Source organism: Microcoleus sp. T3_B1 (assembly GCF_036700445.1).
Taxonomy (GTDB): domain Bacteria; phylum Cyanobacteriota; class Cyanobacteriia; order Cyanobacteriales; family Microcoleaceae; genus Microcoleus.
This window is the reverse complement of the sequence record NZ_JAUBOX010000029.1, coordinates 69,296-84,776: the sequence shown is the minus strand read 5'-3', so window position 1 is coordinate 84,776 and position 15,481 is coordinate 69,296. Positions and strand designations below refer to the sequence as shown.

Here is a 15,481-nt window from a genome sequence, read left to right as displayed (position 1 = left end):
GAGTTTCGGTTAAAATTCCAGGGATTTTTTGTCTCTGTTCGGGGAGCGTCCCTGTTCCAAAACTGTCCGAAGTATTGTTAAATTCAAGAGAACCAGAACCATGAGTGAAAATACTATTACCCAAGCAACCGATAATATCTTTCTCGACCTGGGATTTTCAGCAGAAGAAGCTGATAACTTACTAATCAGATCGCAACTCATGCTCGCCCTGCTTCATCAGATTAAACATCACCGTTGGACGATCGACCAAACTGCTCAACATCTCAAACAGTCAAACGACCAAATCAAAGCTCTAACTCAAGGTAAAATTGGGGAATTCTCGGTTGATACTCTGATCGCAATGCTAAACCAAGTAGGCATGACTGTCAAAATCGAAATTTGCCCGCCCGGTAGCTTAGAGCGAGATTAGAGACATCGGTAAGTTTTGCTTTGCGCTTGTTATCATGAGCTTATCCAGCAAGAGGTTATCTAATGCTAGAAACCACCATCCTAGAAACCCTGGTCAAGTTGCCAGATTCCCTGAAACAGGAAGTTTTGCACTATGTAGAATTCTTGGCCGCCAAATATGCAAATAATGAGGTTGCCGTAAATCCTCCTCAAAAGAAACGTCAAGCCGGGATGATGAAAGGCACGTTTGTCTTACCGCTTGCTGATGATTTTGATGCACCATTAGAGGATTTCCAGGAGTATATGGAATGAGTGCATTGCTCCTCGATACTCACACTTTTATTTGGTTTTCAGAAAATGCTCCTAACCTATCAGTTACCTTGAAGGAGCAGATTGAAGCCGCCGATATAGTCTATTTGAGTATTGCCAGTCTTTGGGAAATTGCCATCAAAATCAGCATTGGTAAATTGATACTGCAAGCAGACTATGCAGACATCGAAGCTCAGTTACCTGCTGCTGGCATCTTATTACTGCCAATTTCCTTTGCGGATACTGTACTGGTTCGCAATCTACCATTCCACCATCGCGATCCATTCGATCGCATTTTAATTGCCCAATCCATTAATCATGCTTTAGTTTTAGTCAGCCGTGATGAAGTGTTTGATGCTTATGCTGTTCAAAGACTATGGGAATAAACTAGATTATTATCGCCAATGGCATTGACCCGATCGATCGTAAAAGAGTAAAATAAATTCTAGAGTTAGGCTCAAAAATTTTCCATGCCTCCCGAAGAAATCCTCCTACAATACTGGCGCGAACTTGCCCCCGCCGATCGCGCAAAAGTCCTTCACTTTACCCAAGCTCTAGCGCTCAAATTTTCACCTGAATTTACCCCCAAAACACAACTCGGTCAAACCTTGTGGAAACTTCGCCAACGGGCGATCGCCAACGGTATGAAACTTCTCAATGAAGTGGAGTTAGAGCAAGAAATTGCCGATCGTCGAGGTGGCTACGGTGTCTGGTAAACTAACTTATCTGGATCTCTATTCCATCTGCAAATACTCCAACACCAGCAACCGCAAATAGTCCAGCATTCGGATATAGGCTCGCATTTCAAGATAGCCCGATCGCGTCTCATTATAAAACTGAGCGATCGCAGAACGATCGAACACCCGAAGCTGATGTAACTCTGCGATCGCTTGCTCGCGATTCTCAACCTCTGCGCGCTCCTCAATCTGACTAGCATAACCGCGAATACTTACTGTTACTAACTCAAGCTCCTCCAGAAACGAAAAATCTTCCTCAGAACCAAGATACCTCTGAGATATCTCTTTGCGCTCTGATTTAGTGTTTTGATAGTCAACTGTCAACTGTGCCAAAAGTTGCACAATAATATCCTGCCCAAGCGCTAATTTGTTCTGAACTTGTGCCATATCGCTATTCCTCATTAATGCCATAAGTCACGATTTTCTCAACACCATACTGGTCAGGTCGCACAATTAAAAACTCATAGCCCTTTCGGTAAACAGCGGCTCCATCCTGCCGATATCCCGTGCGAGGAACTCTTACAGCACCTCTGGTGTGGAAGTTGTGTGCTTTACGCAAATATTTGAGTGGATCAAATCCTTTTCTTTGTGAATGGTCTAACACACTTTGGGCCACAGTTCGATAAGTTCCTCTATCCCATTCAGACAGATATTGCTGTAGTTCGATAACTTCAGTGTTGGAATAGTCTTCAAACAGTCGATCTAAATAAGGATCTACAGATGATTCGTCTGGCATTATCACTCTCATTCCAGAGAATATTATTGATTATAGCTTTATTGGAAAAAGATCGATCGCCTTTTATATCAAATCCACTCTTCATCGGAATGATTCATCTCTCTCATCTCTTCCTCTGTGTTCTCTGCGTACTCTGTGGTTAAATCATTCCGCTCCAATCAGAATTGGTATTACCCCTTAACAACCGCCCACTGAGTCACCGGTGCAAGCGGCTTCCAACCCTGAAAAGAGCCGATCGCCCCTACTCGCTGAATCCCAATTCTAATTAGTTCCCCACCATAACGATCGTGCCATTGCAAAACTTTAAACTCGCTCTCAACAGTCACCGCATTAACAACTAATCGGCCGCCTTCACCTAAAGCATTCCAACAAGTTTCCAGCACAGATTCTGCGGTGACACCGCCGCCGATGAAAATAGCATTCGGTTGAGGTAAATTTGTCAGGGCTTCTGGTGCTTCTCCCGCAACGATTTCGAGTTCGGGAACGCCGAAAGTAGAGGAATTTTCAGCGATGTATTGCAATCGAGTCGCATGGCGTTCGATCGCGATCGCCCTGCACCGAGGATGACTCCGCATCCATTCGATCGCGATCGAGCCGCAGCCCGCCCCCACATCCCAAAGCAACTCTCCGGGAATCGGTGCTAACGTTGACAGAGTAACGGCTCTAACCTCCCGCTTGGTAAGTTGTCCGTCGTGGCGATAAGCAGTATCCGCCAAACCGGAGGTACGAGGGAAAATCACAGTTGGTCGATCGGCTGCAACTGCGATCGCGATCGTGTTCAAATCAGCCAAATCCGCTGCCTTCCAGGCTGCTGCGACCCCCTCGATCCGCCGTTCCGATTCCGACCCCATCCGCTCGAACACGGTCATCAAACTGCTGCCAAACCCCCGCTGCGTCAACAATTCTGCAACCTTTCCCGGCGTGTGTCTGTCAGCGCTCAACACCAGCAAGCGCGCCCCCGGATACAAAGCAAGGGCGATCGATGCGATCGGGCGATTTGTCAAACTGAAAGTCTCAACTTGGGCGATCGGCCAACCCAAACGGGCGCAAGCAAGACTAAAAGCCGATACCGCCGGAATCACAGTCATTTCCGAAATGGGAATTTGGCGCGACAGCGTGACGCCGATGCCGTAACACATCGGATCGCCGCTTGCTAGCACGCACACAGATTGTCCCCGGCGGCGGAGAATCTCGTCAACTGTTGTCTGCAAAGGCGATGCCCAAACCAATTTTTCGCGGGTGTCGTCGGTTGGTAGCATTGCTAGGTGACGGGCGCCACCAACAACGATTTGAGATTGAGAGAGAAGGGTAGAGGCGATCGGGCCGAGTCCCGAAAGTCCATCTTCGCCAATCCCCACCACCGAAAGCCATTTGTGCATTGCGGTCTTACTGCTAATTACTACTTATCGATTCTAAAGAATAATATCGGATTTCCATTGATAATTCTTTCTTCTACTTGTTTCATTCCGAGTCTTTCTGCGACTTTTTGCGACTCAATGTTTGGGCGATCGCAACTTGCGACAAGATAGTTAAAGCCAAGTTCCTCAAAACCATAATCCAATATTTTGGTTGATGCTTCAGTAGCGTAACCTTGTTTAAGTGCTTTCGGCAGCAGTGCGTAAACTAACTGCGGCTGTGCTTCTTCAAAAAAATACCACAAACCCACAAATCCAATAGTTTCTCGATCGCTCTTAGTTTCGATAAACCACAAACCGAATTGCTTTTGGGCAAACAGCTTTTTGTTTTCCGCAAGCATTTCTTCAACCTTTTGTAGCGACCAGATTTCGCCGTCGCACAGATATCTCCTCACATAGGAATCAGTGAAAATTCTATGAAGCGTGTTGAGGTCGCTCTCCACAATCGGTTTCAAAACCAATCTCTCTGTTTCAAATATCATGGGGATTATTTATGTTGGATTAAAGGGCGATCGCACCTATCAATATTAGTCCAGGACGCACGGGTGGTCAAAAACCGGGTTTTTTATGAAAAGATGGGTTGCAGCCCGTAGATTCGGTAAAAAAGCCGGTTTCTTTGATAGGAGTGCGATCGCGAACTGTTGATTTTTGTAGTTGCGGTGTCTTCGCCGGCGGGCCCATATATCCATGACTGTCTGAAAAATATTTTCCCCAAACAAAAAGCGCCCCTATTTCTAGGAGCGCTTTTTGTAATCTCAGACTAAAACTTAGCCATTGATAGAAGGAGCTACCATTGCTACTGGAGTGACTTCACTAGCAGCCAAGTCAAGTGGGAAGTTGTGAGCATTGCGCTCGTGCATTACTTCCATACCCAAGTTAGCGCGGTTGATCACATCAGCCCAAGTATTGATAACGCGACCTTGCGAGTCGATAATCGATTGGTTGAAGTTGAAACCGTTCAAGTTGAAAGCCATCGTGGAGATACCCAAAGCGGTAAACCAGATGCCGACAACTGGCCATGCACCTAACAAGAAGTGCAAAGAACGGCTGTTGTTGAATGAAGCGTATTGGAAAATCAAACGACCGAAGTAGCCGTGGGCTGCAACGATGTTGTAGGTTTCTTCTTCTTGACCGAATTTGTAACCGTAGTTTTGCGATTCGGTTTCGGTTGTTTCACGAACCAAAGAGGAAGTAACGAGAGAACCGTGCATGGCGGAGAACAAGCTACCACCGAAGACACCAGCAACTCCCAACATGTGGAACGGGTGCATCAGGATGTTGTGCTCAGCTTGGAACACGATCATGAAGTTGAATGTGCCGGAGATACCCAAGGGCATACCGTCAGAGAACGAACCTTGACCAATTGGGTAGATCAAGAATACTGCGGTGGCTGCTGCAACAGGTGCAGAGTAAGCGACGCAGATCCAAGGACGCATACCTAAGCGGTAGGACAATTCCCATTCACGACCCATGTAGCAAAATACACCGATCAGGAAGTGGAAAATTACCAATTGGTAAGGGCCGCCGTTGTACAACCACTCATCGAGGGAAGCTGCTTCCCAGATTGGGTAGAAGTGAAGACCGATCGCGTTGGATGAGGGAACAACAGCACCTGTGATGATGTTGTTACCGTACATCAAGGAACCTGCTACTGGTTCGCGGATGCCGTCGATGTCCACTGGAGGAGCAGCGATGAAGGCGATGATGTAGCAAATGGTGGCGCTGAGCAAGGTAGGAATCATCAAGACTCCGAACCAACCGATGTAAATCCGGTTGTCGGTTGATGTGACCCACTCACAAAAGCGTTCCCAGACGTTGGCGCTTTCGCGCTGCTGTAAGGTTGTTGTCATTTGTTTATGATTGCTTTATTTGGTTTTCAATGTTCGTGACGGCTTTGTGTTCCGCCATGTAAATAAACATAAAGCTTTTATTTCAGTTTGTAAAGGCCTTCTAAGCACAGATTTTCTTATAGTTAACATAAATTATGCTTATTCAAAGCCATAAGGCTTGCTGTATAAGGAGTTGAAAAGCTGAGTGCGGAATTTGTGGACGATCGCCCACGAAAGAAGAATACTCATAATCTACCTGGGCAACGAGATTCCGGGCTTGCGTCAGTGTTAAGATAGATGAAGGGTTGCGATCGCCAACCGCAAAACTCGCAATGCACAGATATATGTTACTGCGTAAGTCCGATCGATAATTATCCCAAGGAATGTCTCGCACCGTCACCTACAGCCCTGCTTATACTCTGGTTCCCACTTACGAGTGTTTTAACCGCTGCACCTATTGCAATTTTCGGGCAGAACCGCTGCAAAGTCCTTGGCTGACACTCGCAGAAGCCGAAAAACAGCTTTTGCGGCTGCAAACTCAAGGTGTAATTGAAATTCTGATCCTCAGCGGCGAGGTACATCCTCAAAGTAAACGGCGAAAAGCTTGGTTGCAGCGGATTTACGATTTGTGCGAACTGGCACTTGCTCTGGGATTTTTGCCACATACTAATGTGGGGCCGCTCAGCTTTGAGGAGATGGCACTGTTAAAAGAGGTAAATGTATCGATGGGGCTGATGCTAGAACAGCTTGCCCCACATTTGTTACAAACTGTTCACCGGCACGCACCGAGTAAAGTGCCGGCGCTGCGGCTGCAACAGTTAGAATGGGCTGGGGAATTAAAGATTCCATTCACAACTGGTTTGCTGCTGGGAATTGGGGAAAGTGAGGCAGATTGGATTGAGACGCTGGAGGCGATCGCCCGCATTCATTCGCGATACAATCACATTCAAGAAGTTATCCTCCAGCCACACAGTCCGGGAAATCAGCAAAGTTGGGACGGTGAAATTTTTGATGCTACAAAAATGCCGGAAGTAATTGCGATCGCCCGCAGCATTTTACCATCTGAAATCAGGTTGCAAATTCCGCCAAATTTAGTTGCACAGCCAGACATATTGCTGGCTTGTTTAGAAGCAGGTGCTAGAGATTTAGGAGGAATTGGGCCGCGGGATGAAGTTAATCCCGATTATCCTCACCTGCACCACCAAACTTTAACAGAAATTTTAGCAGCAGCGGGATGGCAACTTGTGCAGCGTTTGCCTGTTTATCCTCAGTACGATAAGTGGCTGCCACAGAAATTGCAAACTGCTGTTAAACAATGGAGAGTTAGTCATTAGAAATTCTTATTTCTTAGTCCGCGCAGGCGGACTTCGTTTGACAAGAAGCGGTTTCAACCGCCGAGTGATAAAAATAAACTATTGAGATTTTAAATCAAAGAACCGCCCCCATCAATCCACACTTCAGTACCTGTGATAAAGCTGGACGCATCTGATACCAGAAATAAAACTAATTGGGCGACTTCTTCACTAGAACCGGCGGTATTATCAGTCAAAGGAATCATATCTTGAATCGACTCAGGCGCGACTGGAATGCGATCGATATGTCGCTTCGTGGTGCTTTCCTCAATGGCAGTCAGCACCGCGCCCGGACATATAACATTGACTCTGATTTTGCTGGGAGCAAGTTCTAGCGCCAGCATTTTCGCTAAAGCTACTTGGGCAGCTTTGCTGGAGGCGTAAGCTGTAGCGCCCACTTTCTTGAAACTTCTGGTGCCATTAATCGACGATGTAATCACGATGGAACCTCCTTGTTTTTTTAAATAAGGAACTCCATATTTTACCGTCAAAAATGTTCCTCTGAGGTTGGTGTTAATTGTCCTATCCCACTCTTCGGGTTCCATCTCTTCTATCGGCGACCATACACCGTTGATACCCGCATTTGCGAACACAATATCAATTCTTTGATATTCATCAAAAATGGTTTGAAATGCCTGTTGCATTTGCAGAGAATCGGCCACATCTGCTGCAACAGCTAGCCCGCAGCCTCCTTCATCGACCAACTGGCGGACGGTTTCTTGCGCGGTTTCTAAAGTGCGATTGATAATAGCAACTTTTGCGCCTTCCTTTGCCATTAAAATTGCTGCTGCACGACCAATTCCCGACCCTCCGCCAGTAATAACGGCTACTTTTTGTGAAAGTTTCATAATTTTTTATGTAAAATAACATTATACACGATCGCCTCGCCTAAAAATAGGACTAAAGAGAGAGCTTTAGTCCTAACTATAGATAGATTTTAGCTATTAAAAATATGAAACCAAAAAGTAAAAAGATATCTTGCTTTTTACTTTTTGCTGTTAACACAGTCCTTACGGCTGCGGAACCCAGACAGAAACTGAACCGGCGTTACACCTAAAATCAGCCCAACCATCCTCATTAGTTGTGATGGGTTCTTGGATGTGTTCGGTGATGTCAATATAAGTTCGGTTCGGCTGTCCGACTTCCATAAACTTAGTGCCATCGCCTCCGTTACTGAGTACCACAGCCATGCCGCCCGGATGTTCTTCATCTCCGAGTCGCGTCCAGCCAAGGGTATTGGCGTGGTCGAAGTAATCGTACTGATTGCCGTAGGAATAAGTTTGGCGCGCGAACAAGAATTTATCTACCATAAACTTATGTTTGTCTAACCAAATCTCGTATTCATTGCCATCATTTGCTGTATCCTTATAGTTAGCGCCGTAATAATCCGGGTAAAAAATGCACGGATATCCTTCGCGCCGTAGCAGGATTAAAGCGTAGGCAAGAGGTTTAAACCAAGCTTCGACAACTGATTCTAGGGATTGTAAGGGCTGGGAATCATGGTTGTCTACCAAGGTAACGGCGAGGGCGGGTTGCTGTTGGACGAGAGTGTTATCAAAAATTGTTCGCAAATCATAGCTATTACCGGCTTTGCTAGCAGCGTGGAAGTTGTAGTGGAGGGGTGCATCAAATAAGGCTACTTTACCGTCCGTTGCTTCTAGGAAGTAGTGCAAAGCTTCCACTTCATAAGACCAATATTCGCCGACGGCAAATAGGTCGCGTTGGGCATAGTGGCGGACGTGTTCCAACCATTCTTGGAAAAATTCTGCTGCTACGTGTTTGACGGCATCGAAGCGAAAGCCGTCAACGTTTGTTGTATCGACATACCACTCACCCCAGTATTTTAATTCCCCGGTGACTTCTGGGTTGTCCATATCTAAATCGCAACCCATCAGGTAGTCATAATTGCCTTTTTCTAGGTCTACTCCTCGATCGAATTCTTTACCTTTAAGCAGGTAAACGGCATGGGTTTCTGTGTTGTAAACGTTGTAATCAATGGCGTCAAAATGCCACCAATGCCACTCCATGCTGGAATATTTTTTGTCGCGGCCGGGGAATGTAAAATGCGTCCAAGCTTTGATGTTTTGATATTCGCCTACGGTGTCATTCCGGTTGTCGGGATTGAAGGGTGTGGCTTCGGCTTCTTCTTCTGCATCTGCACCTAATTTGTGGTTGAAGACTACATCGGCATAAATCCGAATTCCTGCATCTTGGGCAGCTTTTATCGCGGCCAAATACTCATCTTTTGTCCCGTATTTCGTGCGTACTGACCCTTTCTGGTCGAACTCGCCTAAATCGAATAAGTCGTAGACGCCGTAACCCACATCCATACCGCCGCCGGTTCCTTTATATGCTGGCGGCAACCACAGGGATGTAACGCCTATTTTGGCTAAATCTTTTGCTGATTTCGCTAGCTGATTCCACAGGCTGCCGTCAGCGGGTGTGTACCAGTGGAAATACTGCATCATGACGCCATTTAGTTCAGACATATATTTAGTTTTTCCTGTTTTGTAATGTTGCCAGATAGATTTTTGTTCGTAGCTTGCTAGTTTACGTAGGTCTGCAATCTATCGTTAATAAATATAATAATAGATGGGGTTGCTCACCACAATCTATCTGTTGATGGATTGACAAAAAAATGTAAATTTGATAATAATTATTTTAAGGCTATGGAAAATTATTAAAAGGGTGGCTATGCTTCGGCAACTCGCTCAAGTCTGGTTTTCCAAGTACCGTCGATCGCCAATTCAAGCAATCTAAATCCCGGCGGGATTTCGTCAAGTATAATCGGATGGCTTTTGGGTAAAAGTTGGATGCAGGTGCTGGGTGTCCCCAAGTAGGTAACTGACCCCCGCTGTTGTTGAAATTCTTGGTGAATGTGGCCACAAAGAACGATTTTGATTTGAGGGTATCGATCGACAATTGCGAAAAATTCATCGGCATTGTGCAGCATCATTCCATCCATTATTTCAGAGTCGATCGGCAAAGGATGATGGTGCAAGGCAATGATAACAGGTCGATCGCCCGTTTGTTGCAGTTGAGAGTCGAGCCAATGCAAGCTTTCTGGGGAAAGCCGCCCGCCGTCGCATCCGGCTTCTACACTCGAAAGTAATAGAAATTGCCAGTTTCCTAGCATCCATGATTTTTCTGGGGAAAGAGGCGACTGATTTAAGATTTCTGCCATGACTGGGATGTTGTCGTGGTTCCCAGGTATCCAGTAGGCGGGAATTCCGAGGGGGGCGATGAGGGAGACGAGGCGCTGGTAGGATTCGGGTGTTTCGTCTTGGGACAAGTCCCCTGTGAGTAGGAGTAAGTCGGGCGGCGGCTGTATCTGTTGCAAGCGATCGAGAACTGCTTGGAGGGTGCGGGCTGTTGAGAGGCCTTTCCATTCTCGATCGATCTCTGCAAACAAGTGAGTGTCGGTGATTTGGGCGACGAGTAGGGGAGAAACTGGTGTCATGGCTGGTGTTGCGGGTCGTTGCTATAGTTCTAGAGTAGCGTCCTGTGAAGGGCTTTGGGGATGTGGGAAAAAAGGGCGATTCCCTACCCTTGGGGAACCCAGGCGCGTTGGGGATAGCTGCCCTTTACGAAATTTTTGACAGGTATGTTAAAATTTTCGAGATTTGGTGTACTATAAGAAAACGTCAAATTTTAGACGTGACGGCGGCATAGCCAAGTGGTAAGGCAGAGGTCTGCAAAACCTCCACCCCCAGTTCAAATCTGGGTGCCGCCTTAATTTTTAGTATTTTTAATAAGTCTTAAATGCTTGTGTGACAAGGTTTTTGGGTTTATTATAGACTGTAAATTGTATTTAAGTAAGTCGGCGCTTTAAAACGCAACTATGTAAACGATGTAAAGTGTCCAAATGCTCTCTACTGGCTGACTTAAGCCTATTTACATACTGTTACATTATTCGGTTTAATCCCGCCTACCTACTTAAATGTGCATAATTGATTGCGGAAAGTAATGCAAATTTAATGCAATGCAAAAAGTGCTGACCATTAAGACCAGAGTGGGCAGAATAGTGGGAGCTAGCGGACATTAAGAGACCACTTGTTACGGGTGAATGCCATGCTGATCTTGGCGATCGCGTTTGTAAGTTTTTGCCCGATCGCCCTTCGACTTTTGCGCTTACGATTTGCGCCACGCTTGGGCGATTCGAGCGATTCGTTTCGGGCTAGATTCCTCGCTGGCTGCTAAACAGATGGGGCACAGCTTAGCCACGCATACGCAAACCTATCACCTGGCTCTCAATGAGCGCGAACAGCAGCGAGCTTACGATCGGATTTTGTCGCTGCACGCGCTTTCTGACTACACTTAGATTTTGGATTTTCTACCTAACACAGCATCATAGGGGCGTGGTTGTGCTTACGTGCCTCCCACTACAACAATTTCCACTAACTGTCCTCAAGTATTCTCAGATTTGGCAACTGTCTGATCGCTTGTGGGATGGAAATAATCTGATCCCCTTCGATGTCAAGGTATCTCAGGTTGAACAGTTGTCCGAGCGATTCTGGAATGGAGGTAATCGGATTACTTCCAATGCTAAGCTCTGTCAGATTCGACAGTTGCCCAAGCGCCTCTGGGATGGAGGTAATCTGATTATCAGAAAGGTAAAGGAGTTGCAGATTATACAGTTGCCCAAACGCTTCTGGTATGGAGGTGATCTGATTACCAAAAAGAATAAGGTCTGTCAAATTCGACAGTTGTCCAAGCGTCTCTGGAATGGTTCTAATTTGATTATCGTTGAGATCAAGCTTTCTCAGATTGAATAGTTGCCCAAGCGCCTCTGGTATGGAGGTGATCTGATTACTGTCGAGGTGAAGCTCTGTCAGGTTTGATAGTTGCCCGATCGTTTCAGGTATAGAGGTAATGCGATTTCCTCTGAGGTTGAGTTCTGTCAGGTTTGACAGTTGCCCGACAGCTTCAGGGATGGAGGTAATGCGATTGTAGCTGAGGTCAAGCTTAGTCAGGCTTGACAGTTGCTCTATCTCTCCAGGGATGGAGGTAATGCGATTTGAATAGAAGTTCAGCTCTGTCAGATTTGATAGTTGCCCGATCGCTTCAGGGATGGAGGTAATGCGATTTGAACCGAGGTTAAGTATTTTTAAGTTGGTTAATTCAAGGACAGCATTAGGAAACTCAGTTAACCTATTTCCAACCTGTCTGTCTTCATCTTGGCCCAACAGCAAAGTTTCAAGTTTTATGCACTTGGCAATTTCTGGTGGCAACTTTTTCAACTTCAGCCCCGACAAATCCAGTTTTGTCGAATTCTCCTCAGATGCTTGATCGATTCTCTGCACTGCTTTCTCTCGCGTCATGTTCTTTGCCTCTCAGTGAAATTCATTTTAGTGTGACTATGATTTTAGTCTATCTCTCGTCTATCAAGTTCTTCTTTCCGCAGTAAAACTTAGCTAAAACTGTCCGAAATTTCGGACAGTTTTAGGGTAGTGGTATTTCGTAAAGGACAGAGTAAAATACTCTATTTTGGAAGTCAGACTGGGTAAGACTCCTCGAAAGGTCGATTATTCTTCATCCTTTACGAAAAGACACTACCCGTACTCCTACGCGATATTTGATTTTTTGTAGATGTCTATTGACTACGATCGCAAATCGTCGATCAGTTTTTCTATAGCCATACTTTTTGTGGTTTCATCCGGTAGAAGATTAAACACTTTCTGTAAAAGTTCTGGAGACGCATTTTTAATCAACCAATCTTCACCCGAATTATCCCCAAGATTTAAAAAATACTTTAAACGTTCCTCTATAGCTTCCTTATCTGCTTTATCCAGTTGTGCAACTCGCTTAAGCCAATCCCCTTGCGAATCTTTAAAACAGTTAGCATCAACAGTACATATCTGATGCACTAGAGCGAAGGAATTCTTAGAAAGACCATTTGTGCTTGTAGAATTAATCGGATATACAGTTGGCAAACCTTTATAGGTTTCTTGTGAAGTCAACGGAATCAGCGTCAAAGTTTGGATGTATTTAGATTCATCTTGAAATTGGTCACTTGTCCAAACGATATAAGGATGCTCTCCCCGAAAAACCCGACTCGAATTAATCACCTGAGTGCAAGAAATTGTCTTGCACTCAATCTCCCCTGGTTCATTTATCTCATAAATATGATGATGACCGAGTTTGCAACGAAGAGATACTCTATAGGGATTGATAAAATAAATCCAACCTTGACGCGGTTTTTGTCCAGCCACTCGCTCACTCCAATTCACTCATTAACTTTTCTCTTTCTTTGTATAGATTAAGTCTCACCTGTTCCTCTGGTTGGTGGCTATATCTAACCTCAAGCATGGGAGCAGTGCTATAGACATATTCTAGTAACTGATTCAGTTTATCCTCTCCTGAACCTGCCCATTCTCTCCTGATGTTGTCAAGTATGAGCTTCAGACCTAAAGGTAACTTTAAATCATCCACATTACCTGCTCCCTCACCAAGTCTGATGAATATACTGTCTCCCTGAGATTCTTGAACAATCTCTTTGCCATTCATTTGATTTAAAGCAGCCTCTATGCCTTCATTCCAAGGCCCATAGTAATAATAACGCCAATCTAAATCAGTAAGCTGCTTGTCTGTCCATTTGACCGCATAAAGATCAGCTAAGTACAAAAACTTGATTAACTGCGTTTTTGTAATATAGCCTTTTGTTGCGTACACAAAGTATTTGATCAGGTTTTCTAGCATGGCTTTCCTTCTTTTAATTTCAAAAAGCTCCCTAATTAATCTTATAATTTGTTCGCTCAATTTAACTTTATTCTATTATATCATCCAAAGGAAAGCTTGGCTATTAAAGCAGATAAAAAATACCCAATGGTAACAAATAGAGTGTGTGCGTCCAAGAGTGTATTCTTCAAAAGTTGAATTGCCGTCTAAGAAATATTTTGAAGGATTATCGCTCGCTTTAATATTTGTTGGGCAACTCCATAATAGTTAGGATTTTCTAACCCTTCTAATTCATGTTCGATATCTTCCCAATCCCCTAGCTTGCTTTTCCACTTACCATCCTCTTCTTGTCTGGCTGCGTGCTGTGGCTGGCCATTATAGGTGTAGATTGCTATTTTTTGAAACCCCGCTTCAAGGTCACGATTCTCGCAAGGTTCATATCCAATAGTTTGATAAGCTTGGATAAAAGCTTCCAGCGTTAACTCTCTTGAAACACCATCCGGCCAGTACCCATCAGGGTCTACCGGGTCCCATCTGCATTCCTCTTCTCCAGCAGCAAAAGCAAAACAATTATAATCTACTGTTTCTTCACTTGTTACTTGATATTCAGTAAGCTCTAAGTTAGGAAATCTCAATATTTTTCGGTACTCTAGCTTACCACTCATAACCGTGTTCTTTTCCCCATTGTATCCAGGCTTGGGCCATTTGCTTCATTCGGCCGCGCTGTTCGGGTTTTACCGGATTGTCACCAGTAATTGCCCTCAACGCCCAAAACCAATGGTCTGGCTTTTGTTCGAGGTCACGCAAAATCAAGGGGATAACTGGCTGTCCCATGCCGATAATTCTCTGATAAGCCTGGTGCATTGATTTCTGTGTAACTAATGATAGCATCCCCGTTTCGACGCGCCATTCTTCGGCGAACTTCTTAAACTCTGCTTCTAGTTCTACCTTGCTTTTAATCGGGAAGTCATCAGCAGGAATTCCTGAAGGCAACAAATATACTTTTAAAACATCTTTGGCTTTTGATGCCGATTCTAAAAAGCTATTCGGCATCAACAAGCTATTAAGCTTTTCACAAAATCGCTCTTTTTCTTCGGTTGATAAGTTAGAGAGTTCTTCAAATTCATCAACAGCCGCAATAAGCTCATCTGCTAGTTCTTCCACCGTCCAAGCATAAGTTTTCTTTAAAGCGTATATAGGAATAATACTCTCTAGTATATTGACTAAATCATCATGGTTCGTGTTTTCTACCTCTGACTCTACGTTTCTGACTAAATCATCAATAGGCAACGCAGGGACTGTTTTTCTCAACGCAGTCAAAATAGCCTCAAACACTGAGTTGTCCAAGGCTATAATTTTTTCGATGCCGGATTGATATTGGCGATGTATTTTTAAAGAAGGCATATTAGTTTTCTTGTCTTTCCTAAGAGAAAGTTAACTTGAGACTAATTGGCTTACTTATACATTCCTTCAAACACAAAGGGTAAGGTGCGCTAGGCGCACCCTACAAGTAGAGTCTGTGCGTAAGTCCTAAATTAGCAATCTTACTCAAATCATCACATTTTGCTGATAATTCTTTGCAGGATTTCCACCCCTGATACCGCTTGCCAGCCAAACAGCCCCAAGAGCACAATATTCAGAAAGATGTGAGTGTTTCTCGCCCAATCACTGCCTTTTTGCATCAAAGGAGTCAGCGAGGCTGCGATCGCAATTATTGCCATCATTCCCAACCCTGCTAGCAAGTGCGGGCCCACAAATAGCTTGCCGTTGTTGATGTAGGTGACAGCCATCCCGACGATCGCCACCGTAACCATCAAGGCTAACAGCAAAGAACCCATCTGGTGGTGCTTGACGTTGAATTTGCCCTTAAGTAACTCTTTTTTGACTTCGCCTTCGGCACTTCTGGTACGTCGGATTTGAATGCCCAGATACAAAGCATAAAATGAGATGGCCAGCAGTACCCACATTAAAACAGGGTGGATGAATTGGCTCCAAACTTTCACTGACTGAGGAATTTCGAGATTCATAGTGTTCTGAG

General features: G+C 44.8%; 20 protein-coding genes and 1 tRNA gene. 6 read left to right on the top strand and 15 right to left on the bottom strand.

Annotation, left to right across the window (positions count from 1 at the left end):
* Window positions 1-100 precede the first annotated feature (100 nt).
* The 4 genes from QT990_RS17565 to QT990_RS17550 all read left to right on the top strand — a co-directional run bounded on the left by QT990_RS17565 (window position 101) and on the right by QT990_RS17550 (window position 1,412).
* Window positions 101-409: an XRE family transcriptional regulator gene (locus QT990_RS17565; RefSeq protein ID WP_333148242.1), complete on the top strand. Its 309-nt coding sequence runs from the start codon at window positions 101-103 to the stop codon at window positions 407-409.
* Between the two features lie 62 nt (window positions 410-471).
* Window positions 472-699, top strand: coding sequence for a type II toxin-antitoxin system VapB family antitoxin (gene vapB, locus QT990_RS17560; RefSeq protein WP_333148244.1), 228 nt, complete (start codon window positions 472-474; stop codon window positions 697-699).
* Window positions 696-1,082: a type II toxin-antitoxin system VapC family toxin gene (locus tag QT990_RS17555; RefSeq protein WP_333148246.1), complete on the top strand. Its 387-nt coding sequence runs from the start codon at window positions 696-698 to the stop codon at window positions 1,080-1,082. The genes vapB and QT990_RS17555 overlap by 4 nt, the downstream gene beginning before the upstream one ends.
* Window positions 1,083-1,166: 84 nt before the next feature.
* Window positions 1,167-1,412, top strand: a complete 246-nt coding sequence (locus tag QT990_RS17550) for a hypothetical protein (RefSeq protein WP_333148248.1) — start codon at window positions 1,167-1,169, stop codon at window positions 1,410-1,412.
* A gap of 18 nt (window positions 1,413-1,430) precedes the next feature.
* On the opposite strand, the gene QT990_RS17545 is transcribed toward QT990_RS17550, so the two are convergent.
* The 6 genes from QT990_RS17545 to QT990_RS17520 form a co-directional block, all read right to left on the bottom strand.
* The gene (locus QT990_RS17545) at window positions 1,431-1,820 is read right to left on the bottom strand and encodes a hypothetical protein (RefSeq protein WP_333311022.1); all 390 of its coding nucleotides are present in this window, start codon (window positions 1,818-1,820) and stop codon (window positions 1,431-1,433) included.
* A gap of 4 nt (window positions 1,821-1,824) precedes the next feature.
* A complete protein-coding gene (locus QT990_RS17540) occupies window positions 1,825-2,169 on the bottom strand; it encodes a hypothetical protein (protein ID WP_333148252.1) in 345 nt (114 codons plus the stop codon).
* A 170-nt stretch (window positions 2,170-2,339) separates the two neighbouring features.
* Window positions 2,340-3,548: a precorrin-6y C5,15-methyltransferase (decarboxylating) subunit CbiE gene (gene cbiE / locus QT990_RS17535; RefSeq protein ID WP_333311024.1), complete on the bottom strand. Its 1,209-nt coding sequence runs from the start codon at window positions 3,546-3,548 to the stop codon at window positions 2,340-2,342.
* Between the two features lie 20 nt (window positions 3,549-3,568).
* A complete protein-coding gene (locus QT990_RS17530) occupies window positions 3,569-4,066 on the bottom strand; it encodes a GNAT family N-acetyltransferase (protein WP_333148255.1) in 498 nt (165 codons plus the stop codon).
* Between the two features lie 285 nt (window positions 4,067-4,351).
* Window positions 4,352-5,434: a photosystem II q(b) protein gene (gene psbA, locus QT990_RS17525; protein ID WP_333198860.1), complete on the bottom strand. Its 1,083-nt coding sequence runs from the start codon at window positions 5,432-5,434 to the stop codon at window positions 4,352-4,354.
* 142 nt (window positions 5,435-5,576) lie between these two features.
* The gene (locus tag QT990_RS17520) at window positions 5,577-5,813 is read right to left on the bottom strand and encodes a hypothetical protein (protein ID WP_333143152.1); all 237 of its coding nucleotides are present in this window, start codon (window positions 5,811-5,813) and stop codon (window positions 5,577-5,579) included.
* On the opposite strand from QT990_RS17520, the gene cofG reads away from it, so the two are divergent.
* Window positions 5,797-6,747 (top strand): 7,8-didemethyl-8-hydroxy-5-deazariboflavin synthase subunit CofG, encoded by a 951-nt coding sequence (gene cofG / locus QT990_RS17515; protein WP_333143151.1) that lies wholly within the window; start codon window positions 5,797-5,799, stop codon window positions 6,745-6,747. The two genes, QT990_RS17520 and cofG, sit on opposite strands and share 17 nt — an antisense overlap.
* Before the next feature lie 89 nt (window positions 6,748-6,836).
* On the opposite strand, the gene QT990_RS17510 is transcribed toward cofG, so the two are convergent.
* The 3 genes from QT990_RS17510 to cpdA form a co-directional block, all read right to left on the bottom strand.
* Complete coding sequence (locus QT990_RS17510) at window positions 6,837-7,613, bottom strand: SDR family NAD(P)-dependent oxidoreductase (RefSeq protein WP_333143150.1); 777 nt, start codon at window positions 7,611-7,613, stop codon at window positions 6,837-6,839.
* Between the two features lie 162 nt (window positions 7,614-7,775).
* Entirely contained in the window at window positions 7,776-9,254 is a 1,479-nt protein-coding gene (locus QT990_RS17505) for an alpha-amylase (protein WP_333143149.1), read from the bottom strand.
* Window positions 9,255-9,457: 203 nt separating this feature from the next.
* Window positions 9,458-10,225, bottom strand: a complete 768-nt coding sequence (cpdA, locus tag QT990_RS17500) for a 3',5'-cyclic-AMP phosphodiesterase (protein WP_333107207.1) — start codon at window positions 10,223-10,225, stop codon at window positions 9,458-9,460.
* Between the two features lie 202 nt (window positions 10,226-10,427).
* On the opposite strand from cpdA, the gene QT990_RS17495 reads away from it, so the two are divergent.
* Window positions 10,428-10,498 (top strand) — tRNA-Cys (locus QT990_RS17495).
* Window positions 10,499-11,162: 664 nt separating this feature from the next.
* Here QT990_RS17495 and QT990_RS17490 read toward each other — a convergent pair.
* The 6 genes from QT990_RS17490 to QT990_RS17465 all read right to left on the bottom strand — a co-directional run bounded on the left by QT990_RS17490 (window position 11,163) and on the right by QT990_RS17465 (window position 15,470).
* Window positions 11,163-12,086: a leucine-rich repeat protein gene (locus QT990_RS17490; RefSeq protein WP_190737909.1), complete on the bottom strand. Its 924-nt coding sequence runs from the start codon at window positions 12,084-12,086 to the stop codon at window positions 11,163-11,165.
* A gap of 279 nt (window positions 12,087-12,365) precedes the next feature.
* Window positions 12,366-12,995 carry a type II toxin-antitoxin system PemK/MazF family toxin gene (locus QT990_RS17485; protein WP_333465555.1) on the bottom strand — a complete coding sequence of 210 codons (630 nt, stop codon included), beginning with the start codon at window positions 12,993-12,995 and terminating at the stop codon, window positions 12,366-12,368.
* Entirely contained in the window at window positions 12,982-13,524 is a 543-nt protein-coding gene (locus QT990_RS17480; protein ID WP_333143146.1) for a type II toxin-antitoxin system antitoxin SocA domain-containing protein, read from the bottom strand. The genes QT990_RS17485 and QT990_RS17480 overlap by 14 nt, the downstream gene beginning before the upstream one ends.
* A gap of 125 nt (window positions 13,525-13,649) precedes the next feature.
* Window positions 13,650-14,108 (bottom strand): DUF7689 domain-containing protein, encoded by a 459-nt coding sequence (locus QT990_RS17475; protein ID WP_333143145.1) that lies wholly within the window; start codon window positions 14,106-14,108, stop codon window positions 13,650-13,652.
* Complete coding sequence (locus QT990_RS17470) at window positions 14,098-14,847, bottom strand: hypothetical protein (RefSeq protein WP_333143144.1); 750 nt, start codon at window positions 14,845-14,847, stop codon at window positions 14,098-14,100. Before QT990_RS17470 ends, QT990_RS17475 begins: the two co-directional genes overlap by 11 nt.
* Window positions 14,848-14,999: 152 nt before the next feature.
* A complete protein-coding gene (locus tag QT990_RS17465; protein ID WP_333143153.1) occupies window positions 15,000-15,470 on the bottom strand; it encodes a DUF4079 domain-containing protein in 471 nt (156 codons plus the stop codon).
* Window positions 15,471-15,481: the final 11 nt, after the last annotated feature.